The 12,941-nt window shown below is 32.3% G+C and carries 10 protein-coding genes; 4 read left to right on the top strand and 6 right to left on the bottom strand.

What is annotated here, in order from left to right; all coding sequences use genetic code 11:
- Positions 1–11 precede the first annotated feature (11 nt).
- Positions 12–1,715, bottom strand: coding sequence for an NFACT RNA binding domain-containing protein (locus AC1RO3_RS02470; RefSeq protein ID WP_481761316.1), 1,704 nt, complete (start codon positions 1,713–1,715; stop codon positions 12–14).
- Between the two features lie 155 nt (positions 1,716–1,870).
- Between AC1RO3_RS02470 and AC1RO3_RS02465 the strand changes: the two genes are divergently transcribed.
- The 3 genes from AC1RO3_RS02465 (at position 1,871) to xerS (ending at position 4,877) form a co-directional block, all read left to right on the top strand.
- Entirely contained in the window at positions 1,871–2,290 is a 420-nt protein-coding gene (locus AC1RO3_RS02465; RefSeq protein ID WP_481761317.1) for a MarR family winged helix-turn-helix transcriptional regulator, read from the top strand.
- A gap of 27 nt (positions 2,291–2,317) precedes the next feature.
- A complete protein-coding gene (locus AC1RO3_RS02460) occupies positions 2,318–3,184 on the top strand; it encodes a DegV family protein (protein WP_481761318.1) in 867 nt (288 codons plus the stop codon).
- 622 nt (positions 3,185–3,806) lie between these two features.
- Complete coding sequence (xerS, locus tag AC1RO3_RS02455) at positions 3,807–4,877, top strand: tyrosine recombinase XerS (protein WP_409022540.1); 1,071 nt, start codon at positions 3,807–3,809, stop codon at positions 4,875–4,877.
- Positions 4,878–4,919: 42 nt separating this feature from the next.
- Here the strand turns inward: xerS and AC1RO3_RS02450 are convergent, their stop codons facing one another.
- The 5 genes from AC1RO3_RS02450 to parE all read right to left on the bottom strand — a co-directional run bounded on the left by AC1RO3_RS02450 (position 4,920) and on the right by parE (position 12,124).
- Positions 4,920–5,579, bottom strand: a complete 660-nt coding sequence (locus tag AC1RO3_RS02450) for an HD domain-containing protein (RefSeq protein ID WP_481761319.1) — start codon at positions 5,577–5,579, stop codon at positions 4,920–4,922.
- Between the two features lie 61 nt (positions 5,580–5,640).
- Positions 5,641–6,570: a manganese-dependent inorganic pyrophosphatase gene (locus tag AC1RO3_RS02445; protein WP_481761321.1), complete on the bottom strand. Its 930-nt coding sequence runs from the start codon at positions 6,568–6,570 to the stop codon at positions 5,641–5,643.
- Between the two features lie 16 nt (positions 6,571–6,586).
- Positions 6,587–7,543 (bottom strand): LysR family transcriptional regulator, encoded by a 957-nt coding sequence (locus AC1RO3_RS02440; RefSeq protein WP_481761322.1) that lies wholly within the window; start codon positions 7,541–7,543, stop codon positions 6,587–6,589.
- A 105-nt stretch (positions 7,544–7,648) separates the two neighbouring features.
- Entirely contained in the window at positions 7,649–10,081 is a 2,433-nt protein-coding gene (gene parC, locus AC1RO3_RS02435) for a DNA topoisomerase IV subunit A (RefSeq protein ID WP_481761409.1), read from the bottom strand.
- A 24-nt stretch (positions 10,082–10,105) separates the two neighbouring features.
- On the bottom strand, positions 10,106–12,124 hold the full coding sequence (gene parE, locus AC1RO3_RS02430) for a DNA topoisomerase IV subunit B (protein WP_481761323.1): 2,019 nt from the start codon (positions 12,122–12,124) through the stop codon (positions 10,106–10,108).
- Positions 12,125–12,304: 180 nt separating this feature from the next.
- Between parE and plsY the strand changes: the two genes are divergently transcribed.
- Entirely contained in the window at positions 12,305–12,928 is a 624-nt protein-coding gene (gene plsY, locus AC1RO3_RS02425) for a glycerol-3-phosphate 1-O-acyltransferase PlsY (RefSeq protein ID WP_481761324.1), read from the top strand.
- Positions 12,929–12,941: the final 13 nt, after the last annotated feature.

Raw genomic sequence — 12,941 nt, 5'->3', positions numbered from 1 at the left:
GTTGAAACTTTTTATTTACGACGCATAGCCATAATTTTTTGTAAGTCTGGTGTAATAAAGGTTGAGTTTTGACCTTCGTAGACAACAAAACCTGGCTTTGAGCCATTGGGCTTTTTAATCCGTTTAACTTGGATATAATCTACTGGAACAGATGCTGATTGACGATATTTTGAGAAATAAGCAGCTAAGTTAGCCGCTTCTGTGACTGTTTCATCACTAGGATTAGAACTGTGAATAATTACATGGGAACCAGGAATGTTTTTAGCATGTAGCCAGATGTCAGATTTATTGGCTGTCTTCATGGTTAGTTGATCATTTTGAAGATTATTCTTACCAACAGAGATAAGGGTTCCATCTGTTGCATAATATTCATCTGGTTTACTTATTTTAATTTTAATTGCTTTTTTATTTTTATTCAATTTTTGTTCTTTTAATAAACCTTGTTGTTGTAATTCAACCTTAATATCTGGTAAGTCTTTAGGTTCAGCTAACTCGATTTCTGATTGAATTTCTTCTAAGTAAGCAATTTCTTTTTTATTTAGGAGAAGTTGCTCATTAACAAATATAACTGCATTCTTTTGTTTTTGATATTTTTTAAAATATTTTTGTGCATTTTTTGAAGGTGAAATTTGATTGGATAATTGAATGGTCATTTCTTTTTCATTATCATAGAAATTAGGTAATGAAACTTCTGTCATTCCTTGTTTAACTAAGTGAAGATAAGTAGTTAATAATTCACCTTGGACCCGTAATTGATCCGCTGTTTCAGTATTTTTTAAAGTTTTTTCTAATTTTTTTTGTTTACCACGGTTCTTTTTGAGCTCATTTTTAACAACGCGGATTAAATGGCTACCTTGTTGTTGAACGCGGTCTTTATTTGCTTTATCGAGATAGTAAGTATCCAGCATTTCGCTTAATGAATCGAATTCTTGACCAGTACCAATTTCTTTATTTGGAATGGCCGAAAAATCAAGACGTTTGCCAGATAAAATAGTTGGTGTCGGTGTATCAAATTGTGTGAAGAAAGTTGACCAGCTGACACTAGGGTCTTCAACATTAGTATGAAGTGCAGTTGCAAGATCTAAACTAGATTGACCAGCGAGACCTTGATAGCTATTTTGAAGTTCCTTCGCTAGGACTTCCTTATTTGGAAACTCGGATAAAAGTTTTTTAAATGTATCAGTTGTATCTGTAAATGGATTTAATTTATCTTGAGCTGGTGGCTGACGATAGGTTGCACCAGGTATTAGCATACGATATCGATTTTGGTCTGAACTAATATGTTTAATGGTATCCAAAACCTTATCATTAGTTGGATTAATTAGTAGACAATTACTATAACGTCCCATCATTTCTAAACTTAAAATTAGAGGTTGTTCATCACCAAGTTCATTTCTAGTTAAAAATGAAAAATTAATAATACGATCATTAGCAATCTGATCAATTGCTACAAGTTGACCGCTCTCTAAATATTTACGAAGCATCATAGTAAAATTAGTTGGTGTTTTAGGATTTGAATAGGGAATATTTGTAATTTGTGCACGAGCATAACTTGAATGTGCAGATAATAGTAAGGGTTGATTCTTTCTATTTGCACGAATTGTAATAATAACCTCATTAGGGTAGGGTTGTGATATTTTTGAGACCCGACCACCGATTAGTTTGGTTCTTAGTTCACTAATCATTGCATGAGTAAAAACGCCATCAAATGACATTTAATCAACTCACTTTCTATAAAATATGTTTAATAACTACAAGTGTAACGTTTTAAACGATAAATCGCAAAGAATCATTATTGAATAGTTTTCTTGCCATTTTTAGTCTATATATTGTATAATGCAAGGTATATCGAATTTAAGGGGTCAACAAAATGAAAACAAGTCTTGAAAACTTACTATCAATTGATAAACAGTATAAAGTGATTTTACAACGTTTAACTAAAAAAAATCAATTAACAATATCTGAGTGGCAGTTATTAAAGAAAATAAGTGCTAAATTTAACACACAGGAAAAATTGGCCGTAGAAACAGATCTAGATATCTCAACACTAAGTCGACAATTAAAACGCTTAGTTGAAAAAGAAATGCTTGATAAGCATAGTATCGGTGACGATAAACGCCAATTGATTTATACAATGACTGAAATCGGCGTTGAGTCGTCAAAAGCAGTTGATAAAGGTTTTACTGAACTTGAAGCAACTATTTTTGAAAAGTGGCCAGAAGATGAACAAAATTTATTAAGAATATTATTAAATCGCTTAGACAAAAGTCTAACGAGGACTGACGTTTAAACCGTCATAAAATGAGGTGTTTAATTAATGAAAATAGCAATTGTAACAGATAGTACTTCGTACCTATCTAAAGATCAGATTGAAGAGAACAATATTACTATAATTCCTATCCCAGTCATTATTGACAATAAAATTTATAATGAAGGCGTTGATATTACAACTGAAGGATTCTATGAAAAATTAAAGACATCTGCATCCTTTCCAAGTACCTCACAGCCTTCTGTTGGGGAAATGATTAACTTATATGATAAATTAGGTAGCGAAGGCTATGATATTATTTTAAGTATTCATTTAACAAATACAATTTCAGGATTTATTGATAATTTAAAAAATATAGCACCAACAATTGAGTCAACTCGTGTGATACCGTATGATTCTGGTATCACAGTTATGTTAATGGGATATTTAGCTTTGGAAGCTGCTAAAATGGCTAAAGAAGATGCCTCTATCGATGATATCATTGCCCGATTAGATGATTTGAAGACAACGTTAGGTGAATATTTCATTGTTGATGATTTGCAAAATCTTGTACGAGGCGGTCGTTTGTCTAATGCTTCAGCCTTTATTGGAAGTGTTCTTAAAATTAAGCCAATTTTAACATTTGATAGTGTTTCAAATAAAATTGTTGCATTTGAAAAGATTAGATCAACTAAGAAGGCAATTAAGCGTGTAGAAGATTTATTTGAAGAGCATCGTGCATCTGTTGATTATCCTTTACGTGGACTTATTATTCATGCAAATGATGAAACGTCAGCAATTAAGTGGCAGACTAAAATGAAGAAGAAATATCCTGATATGACATTTGATATCAGTTACTTTGGACCAGTCATTGGGACACATTTAGGTGAAAAAGCATTAGCATTAGCGTGGATTAAAGACTTTGATCAAGCTTAAGAGTTATTAAAACTAACAACCGGTTTAATCGGTTGTTAGTTTTTTGTTTTCAAATAATAATTAAGATGTAACTGTGACTAGATAATAGTATGTCGGAGAAAATAATTTTAAGTTAATAGATAAAGTTTAAAAGCATCAAATGAGTGGTAAATTGAGACTTATCATATTAACACTATCCAACTTTAGTTAAAACACACAATTTAATGAAAGTTTAGTAGCGCAATATCTTACTGATTTTAAACAAGTCTATTTAAATTATCATTCGTTTTGTATTTGTATCTCGCTCATTTTATTTTATGTAAATATAATTTGTTCATCATAAAATATATTTACAATTATTATTCTCCAATAAATTATATAATTAACACTAATATTTGTAGATACATATCAAGCATGACGACCATAATTTGCCAAATTATGGTATTAGCTATATAAGGATTACTTAAAATCTAAAGTATTAAATATATTAGTTATTTTGTGAATAAACACTAATTTTAAATAATATGTATCATACTGTTTGATATAAGAACATTTTGCGTTCAACTTTCATTAAAGTTGAATTGTAACTCTTTAATGTGTTATTCTCTACGTATTAAACTATCCGTTATAATGAGGTGTATTTTTGAGAAAAGAAAAATATTTAGAATTAATTGAGAATGAATTACAGTACCAACCTTGGTATGCGCAGGAATACTATCAATCTAAATCTACAATCCCCCTATCCAATGCAACGTTATATCAATATTTAACAGAGTTTAGACGTTTTTTTGATTGGTTACTGGCAGAAGGTATTGTTAACGAAAAATCAATTAAGACAATCGATATTAGTGTTTTAGAACATTTAAAAAAGGAAGATATGGAACTATATAAATCCTCCCTACTTTCTAGAAGTAAATCAAATAATGCAAATAGCAACACACAACTCTCTAGGAGCACTGTAAATCGTTCTCTAACAGCGATTTCTTCATTGTTCAGGTATCTTTCTGAAGAAACGGAAAAAGAAGATGGAGAGCCATATTTTTATCGTAATGTGATGAAAAAAATTACTGTCGTAAAAGATAACGAAACGTTTGCTACACGTGCAGCAAATATTAAAGATAAATTAATGCTTGGAACTGAAGATCGTGATTATATTAACTTTATTGATCAAAAATATGCCGATTTGTTAAAGCCTAAAGGTCTTTCCTTTTTCAAACGGGATAAAGATCGCGATATTGCTATTAACGCTTTAATGCTAGGTAGTGGTTTACGGGTTTCAGAAGTTGCAAATAGTGACCTACCTGATTTAAATTTAAAAACAAATAATATTACCGTCATTCGAAAAGGTGGCAAGAAGGATACTGTGCCAATTGCACCGTGGGTAATCCCCTATCTTGTTAAATATATTGAAGTGCGTACAATGAACTATAAAGTAGATAAAATGGAAAAAGCCCTATTTTGTTCATCATATCGTGGAATTGGAAAACGCATTGAGAGTGGTACAATTGAAAAATTGGTAGCCAAGTACTCATCTGCATTTAAAGTCCGTGTTACGCCGCATAAACTACGCCATACACTCGCTTCTAAATTGTACCTAGAGACGAAGAATGAACAACTTGTAGCAACACAATTGGGTCAGAGTTCGACAAGTGCAACTGCGTTATATACCCATATGATTGATGAAGAACAACGGAATGCTATTAATAAATTATAAAATAAAAACGATTAACTCGATATTGAGTTAATCGTTTTTATTTTATGACTTTCCTTCCCATTCAGATTTGAAATTCTCAAGGAAATCTAACATAATTTGATGTCTATTTTTAGCCATTCGTTTTCCTGGTTCAGTGTTCATTGTTTCTGTAAGTGTCAATAACTTTTCGTAGAAATGGTTAATGACCGTTTGATTCTCAATATTCCTGTATTCTTCTGGGGTCATATTTCTTCTTGGACCACGATGTGGATCATATATTTTACTGCCAACATGTCCACCGTAATAAAAAGTTCTAGCAATACCGACAGCACCAATTGCATCTAATCGATCAGCATCTTGAACAACTTTTGCTTCTTCGGGCAAGTTAATAGTATTATCGTTCAATTGGTTTTTAAAAGAAATTGATTTAATAATTATTAAAATATCATTAATTTGAAGTGAAGTTAAATCAATAGATGTTAAAAAATTTGTTAAATTAGTTACTTCTTCTTTAACATTATCGACTACTTTATCATCAATTACGTCATGTAAATAACTACTAAGAACAATTATTAAATAATTGATATTATGAATTTCTGAGGCAATCGTTTTTGAATTTGTAACGACTCGTTCAATATGAGCAAAGTCATGTCCAGAAGTATCTGACGCTAATTTATTTTGCGTATATATTTTAACTGCTTGAATTTGTTCTTCAGGTAGCATCCTAAATTCTCCTTAAAATAAAAAAGCTTAGAGATAAAGTCTAAACTTTTAAGATTTTTTATTAAGCTTCAAAAACAGCTTGTAATTGAGGAACAACTTGTTTTTTTCTTGAAACAACACCAGGTAATGACAATTTGTTATCAGAAAGTTTTGTGTTGAAGGCTTTTTCAACCATTTCTTTAGGTTCTCCAACAACTAATAGTTCTGAATCACTGTCTAGGATATTTGTAACTAATAGTAAGAATAAATCATAATTATTAGCTTTACTATCATCTTCAATCGCTGAAACTAGTGCAGCTTCACGGTTAAAAACTTCTTCTAAATCAACGGTATTAACTTGAGCAACACGTACTGTTTTACCAGCCATATCAAAAGATTTGGCATCTCCGTTAATCAATTCTGTTTCAGTTTTGCTAGATAAATTAGTTCCAGCTTTTAACATATCTAATCCGTATACATTGTAATCAGTGTTACTAATTTTAGAAAGTGCTTTAGTTGCTTCAATATCAACTGGAGTCGTTGTAGGTGATTTGAATAACAATGTATCAGAAATAATAGCTGACATCATTAATCCTGCAATATTAGCAGGAATTTCAATATTGTTTTCATTAAACATTTTCCATAGGATGGTACTTGAACAACCGACAGCCTCTGCGCGGAAATTAAGAGGCATATTGGTTGTGAAATTAGCAATACGATGATGATCGACAACGTCTGTTACAACAAGATCAGCGATATCAGAAACACTTTGTTGAGATTCATTATGATCAACTAACATAACTGATTCAACCTCATTTTTAGCTGTTTCAATAATTCTTGGTTCAGGTTCATTAAAGTAATCTAAAACAAATTTTGTTTCTTCACTTAATGTTCCTAAGGTAACGGCTTCAGTATCGAAACCTAATTTATTTTGTAGATATGAGAATGCTTTAGCAGCTACAACTGCGTCTGTATCAGGACTTTGATGTCCAAAAATTAATTGTTTAGTCATTATTATAATCTCCTTTTTATTTGTTAATTTCTTTAAGTCGAGTCATGTAATCTTTTTCTTCTAAAAATTTATCAAATGCATTTAAAAAATGTTCATTTCTAGGAATTTCATCTTTATCTTTTCTAAAGACAAATGACAAATCAAATTTTATTTCTGGATCAAAATGAGATGTCCAAAGGTCTTTGCTTTCAGGATGAGCCGTTAAAAATGAAGTTGGTAATGCTGAATAAGCATGTGTTGCACGAGCAAATTTTAAAATCTGTGTGGGTGATGTAAATCTAGCAACACTCTTTGGCAGGTTAACTAATTGATTTTGATAAATTGTTTTAATTGTTTTATCAAGATAATAATCACTTGGATAAGTGACCCAAACATTATCAATTGTTTCTTGAAGTCTAACTTTCTTTTTAGAAGATAACTTTTCATTATGATGTAAAAACAATAAATCTTCAGTAAAGATTTTCTTACTTTCGTATGGTTTCCAGTTTTTAATACTTTCATCTGGAAGATACATAATAGCTAAATCAATTTTATTATTCTCAAGTTCACTCCAAATTTCTTTACGCGTTAGTAAATGGAATGACACAATAATATCTGGATTATTTTTATAGTACTGGATAACAAAATCATCAAACACTTCGTCTTCGATTGAAGCCAAAATCCCGATAGTAATTTCTCCTTGTGTTGCACTTGTTGATTGTTGAATTTCATTCGTTGCTTTATTTAATGTTTCATAGATTTGGTGTGTTGCATCTAGCATTGTATAGCCAGCATCAGAAAGATGTAATTTTTTACCAACAGAATAAAAAAGTGGTGCACCAACTGTTCTTTCTAATTTTTTAATTTGCTGTGTTAATGCAGGTTGTGTGATTCCTAATATTTGGGCTGCTTGCGTATAATTCATTATATCTGCAAGCTGTAAAAAATATGTTAACGTTTTTGATGAAAATATATTTTCTTGCTTTGTTTTCATATTAGCGTGATCTCCTCAGTTCTAGAAATTAATAGTCATATTAGTATAATAAGCGTAATAAAAAAAAAGAGCAAACAAATTTGCCTTTTTTTAACAATTTAATTATTAATTAATCTCATTTAAATTATTAGGTATTCCTAATTGTTCTGTATCAATAACAAATGAACCATTTGAATATCTATCAGATAGCGGATATGACATTGGTTCGATAATAAATTCATTGCCACTTTCAGTAAGGGCATTTAAATTCACATCTTTAGTAATGAGTTTCATGCCAACGACTCTATGAGGTTCCTTCTTAAGCTCTCTAAGAACAAGAACGCCACGTTTCGCCCTACTTGTCGAGCTCACTTCTGATACAGCCATACGCTTAAATGAACCGCGCTGTGTTAATAATCCAATCTGACTATGTTCAGTTACTAAACAAGTAGCGGCAACATAATCATCCTTCTTAAGATTCATCGCGATTACACCAGCTGCTTTAGATCCGACAACAGGAACTTCTTCGAGAGGATACTTTAATCCATACCCATCATGTGAAGCACTAAAAATGAATAACGAGTCATCCGTTTCTTTCAAGTATGAAATCAAGATAACATCATCGTTAGCTTCCTTCAATTTCATGAATTTACTTGCATGACCTTTATAAGTTCGTCCGGGTTGTAAGTCGGAAACCAGTGTTTGTTTAATGAATCCATTTTTAGTTGCAAAAACAAATTTACCAGGGACATTCACTTTTTTGAAAGAAAATGCTTTAATTAAATATTCATCAGTATCTAATCCAATAGTTTGTGAAATATGTTCCCCAGTATCTTTCCACTTTGCCTCAGTTATTTCATGAATTGGACGGTAAATCATATTTCCCTTATTTGTAAACATAAATAGATGATCTAATGTGTTAACAGATTCATTAAATACAATTTGATCTTCGTTTTTCAAACCATTCTCATTTACTCCTGAGGCGTTAAATGACCGTAATGAGCTACGTTTGAGATAACCATCACGGCTAACTAATACTTGAACATCTTCGGGAGTTACTAAAACTGCTGTTTCAATCTTAATGTCTTCAATATGTTCTTGAATTTCAGTTAGTCGAGGTGTGGCATATTCTTTAGATACTTGTTTAAGCTCTTTTTTCACAACATCAGATAACTTACTAGGATCTGCCAATATTGCTTTGTAATCAATAATTTTTGCAGCAAGCTCTGCATTTTCTTTTTCAAGCGCAGTCACATCTGTATTAGACAAGCGGTACAGTTGTAATGAAACAATTGCTTCAGCTTGTTTTTCTGTGAAATCGAACAGATCCATTAAGCTTAATTTAGCACTCTTTTTATCTTTACTTGCACGGATTGCTTTAATTACTTTATCTAAAATTGATAAAGCTTTAATTAACCCTTCAACGATATGTTGACGAGACTCAGCCTTTTTTAAATCAAATTCAGTTCTTTTTTTCGTAACACTTAATTGATACTCTAAGTACGAAGATAAGAATTTTTTTAAGCCAACTAACTCAGGTCGTTGATGGTTAATTGCAACCATATTGAAATTATACGAAATTTGTAAATCAGTATTTTTAAATAAATAATTTAAAATACCTTGTGCATTGACGTTGCGTTTTAATTCAATTGCAATTTGTAGTCCTTCACGATCACTTTCATCTCGAACTTCAGCAATCCCATCAACTTTTTTTAATAAGCGAATTTCATCCATCTTTTTAACAAGAACAGCTTTATTCACTTCGTATGGAATTTCTGAAATAATAATTTGTGTTTTACCACCCTTTAGTTCTTGAATCTCAGTTCTAGAACGAACGACTACTTTACCACGCCCCGTTTTATAAGCACTCTGGATGCCGGATAGTCCTTGTAAAATACCACCGGTTGGAAAATCGGGGCCCTTAACGAATGACATTAATTTATCTAAAGTCGCATTTGGATGACCAATTAAATAAACAACGGCATCAACAACCTCGCTTAAATTATGAGGTGGAATTTCAGTTGCATACCCAGCTGAAATTCCCGTTGCACCATTTACTAACAAATTAGGAAATCTTGCTGGTAAAACAGTTGGTTCATACTCCGTATCATCAAAATTCAATACGAAATCAACCGTTTCTTTTTCAATATCACGTAGCATTTCAGTCGCAATTTTACTTGTACGAGCTTCTGTGTAACGCATTGCGGCAGGAGAATCACCATCCATTGACCCATTATTTCCGTGCATTTCAATTAATGGTGTTCGTAATTTCCAGTTTTGACTCATACGGACCATAGCTTCGTAAATTGAGCTATCTCCATGAGGATGAAAATTACCCATAACATTTCCGACAGATTTAGCAGATTTTCTAAACCCTTTATCATATGTGTTACCATCTTGATTCATTGCGTATAAAATACGACGTTGAACAGGTTTTAGGCCATCACGTATATCAGGTAAAGCACGTTCTTGAATAATATATTTAGAATAACGACCAAATCGTTCACCCATAACATCTTCTAAGGTCAGCTCTTGAATTTTTGATGTATCTTTTTCTATAGCCAAATTAATAATCCTCCTTCCTTAGTCAGTCGTTGTTTGATCTTCAAATAATGTTAAATCTTCTTCATTTTTTAAATCAGTAACTTGTTTACTTGATACCTTATCAAGGATACTACCGTCCTCTTCAAGTGAAAATTGAACATTTTCTTCAATCCAATTTCGACGAGGTTCTACCTTGTCGCCCATTAAGGTTGTCACTCTTTTTTCAGCAAGTGCAGGATCATCAATTCGAATTCTAACTAAAGTTCTTGTCATTGGATCCATAGTTGTTTCCCATAATTGATCTGCATTCATTTCGCCCAGACCTTTAAATCGTTGTAGGTTGTAACCACGTCCAATTTTTGTTGTTGCTTTATCAAGCTCTTCATCGGTCCAAGCATAGATACTCTCTATTTTTTTACCCGTTCCTTTTTGAATTTTATATAAAGGTGGTAAAGCAATATAGATTTTCCCAGCATCAATTAGTGGACGCATATATTTATAGAAAAATGTCAATAATAAGGTTTGGATGTGCGCACCATCAGTATCAGCATCAGTCATGATAATAATTTTATCGTAGTTACTGTCTTCGAGCTTAAATTCAGCACCAACACCTGCGCCAACTGTATAAATCATTGTATTAATTTCTTCATTTTTTAAAATATCTTGTAATTTTGCCTTTTCAGTATTCAATACCTTACCACGTAAAGGTAGAATGGCTTGGAATTTGCGTTCACGACCTTGTTTAGCTGAACCACCGGCAGAATCACCTTCGACTAAAAACAACTCATTTTTCTTAGCGTTTTTCGATTGTGCAGGTGTTAATTTCCCAGATAATAAGCGATCATTTTTCTTTTTCTTTTTCCCATTTCTTGAATCATCACGAGCCTTACGAGCTGCTTCTCGAGCCTCTCTAGCTTTAATTGATTTTCTAACAAGTTCTTGTGCAAACTCACCATTTTCCATCAAATAAAACCCAAGTTTTTCACTCAGAACGCTATCGACGATAGATCTTGCTTCGGGTGTACCTAATTTACCCTTCGTTTGTCCTTCGAATTGCAATAACTCTTCAGGTATTCGCACTGAAATGACTCCTGAAAGGCCCTCTCGAACATCACTACCTTCTAAATTACGATCTTTATCTTTTAAAAGACCTAATTTTCTGGCATATTCGTTAAATGCTTTTGTCCAAGCAGACTTCATTCCTGCTTCATGTGTACCACCATCTTTTGTCCGAACGTTATTAACAAAGGACATTAAGTTTTCTGAGTAGCCATCATTATATTGTGCTGCAACTTCTACTTCAATTTTATCTTTAATGCCATCAAAATACATCACTTCGCCAAGTGTATCTTTGTCTTCGTTTAAATAAGCAACGAATTCTTTAATACCTTCTTCAAAATGATAGATATCTTGTTTATCAGTTCTTTCATCTGTTAAAACAATTTTGACACCACGTAATAAAAAGGCAGACTCTTTTAATCTTTCAGCTAAAATATCATACTTATAAATTGTAGTTGAAAAAATACTTTCATCGGGTTTAAAAGTTACTGTTGTTCCATTTGCTCGTTTAGTTGCACCTAATTTTTTTAAAGTCCCAACTGGATGCCCACCATTTTTAAACTTTTCTTCATAACGAATACCATCACGAACGGTATCAACTGTTAATGATGAAGATAATGCGTTAACGACACTTGCGCCAACGCCATGTAGTCCACCAGACGTTTTATATCCGCCTTGGCCAAATTTTCCACCAGCATGTAAGACAGTGAAGATAACTTCAACAGTTGGTATTCCTGATGCATGCATACCAATAGGCATACCACGACCATAATCTACAACAGTAATACTGTTATCACTGTGGATTGTAACGTCGATTTGTGAACCATATCCTGACAAGGCTTCATCAACTGCGTTATCAACAATCTCGTAGACAAGATGATGTAATCCCTTGCCATCTGTCGACCCAATATACATACCAGGTCGTTTTCTAACTGCTTCTAGTCCTTCAAGAACTTGAATTGAATCATCATTGTATTTTGTTTTATTTTGATTAGTCATTCAGTTAAACGCCCCTTACTCTGTATTCCTACAGTAACGTTACTATAATAACCTATTCTTTTTTAAAATGTAAAGAGAAATCCGAATAGATGTTCTATTTTATAAAAAATTTTGGTGTCTTCTTAAAAGAATGTTAAAATACTACTTATTGGATTTACTGGCTGAAAGGAGTGAATTATCATGGGTACAATCATATTAATGTTGATTATCGCTTATATTTTAGGATCAATTCCATCAGGGGTTTGGATTGGAAAATATTTTTATCAAAAGGATATCAGAAATTTTGGTAGTGGTAATGTTGGTACAACTAATACTTATCGAGTTCTTGGACCAAAAGCAGGGACTGTTGTCTTAGTGATGGATATATCAAAAGGAATTATAGCTGCAAGCCTCCCTTATATGTTTGGGGTCGCATCAACCGTTAGTCCTTTACTAATTGGTGTAGGTGCAGTAGCTGGACATACATTCTCAATATTTACTGGATTTAAAGGTGGTAAGGCAGTTGCTACTGGTGCGGGTATTTTATTACCGTATAATCCGCTATTTTTTCTTATCGCTTGTACCATGTTTATTTCTTTAATACTTTTAACGAGTATGGTAAGTGTTGCAAGTGTCATTGGATTTATTGGTATTACGATAACAGCGATATTATTTCAAGATTGGTTATTAACTAGTATTGCAGGTATTTTGACTATATTTGTTATTTATAAACATAGAGACAACATAAAACGTATTTTAAATGGTACTGAGAGTATGGTACCTTTTGGTCTTGGATTATATTTACGAAATAAAAAAAATCGATGATTATTTCATCGAT

The organism is Dellaglioa sp. CoH-57-MRSF-19, from assembly GCF_056781975.1.
This window is presented reverse-complemented; position numbering and strand designations above follow the sequence as displayed.

Bases quoted from the DNA above. Each gene is read 5' to 3' on its own strand.
- AC1RO3_RS02470 (WP_481761316.1), bottom strand. From the start codon at position 1,715: ATGTCATTTGATGGCGTTTTTACTCATGCAATGATTAGTGAACTAAGA.
- AC1RO3_RS02465 (WP_481761317.1), top strand. From the start codon at position 1,871: ATGAAAACAAGTCTTGAAAACTTACTATCAATTGATAAACAGTATAAA.
- AC1RO3_RS02460 (WP_481761318.1), top strand. From the start codon at position 2,318: ATGAAAATAGCAATTGTAACAGATAGTACTTCGTACCTATCTAAAGAT.
- AC1RO3_RS02450 (WP_481761319.1), bottom strand. From the start codon at position 5,579: ATGCTACCTGAAGAACAAATTCAAGCAGTTAAAATATATACGCAAAAT.
- AC1RO3_RS02445 (WP_481761321.1), bottom strand. From the start codon at position 6,570: ATGACTAAACAATTAATTTTTGGACATCAAAGTCCTGATACAGACGCA.
- AC1RO3_RS02440 (WP_481761322.1), bottom strand. From the start codon at position 7,543: ATGAAAACAAAGCAAGAAAATATATTTTCATCAAAAACGTTAACATAT.
- parE (WP_481761323.1), bottom strand. From the start codon at position 12,124: ATGACTAATCAAAATAAAACAAAATACAATGATGATTCAATTCAAGTT.
- plsY (WP_481761324.1), top strand. From the start codon at position 12,305: ATGGGTACAATCATATTAATGTTGATTATCGCTTATATTTTAGGATCA.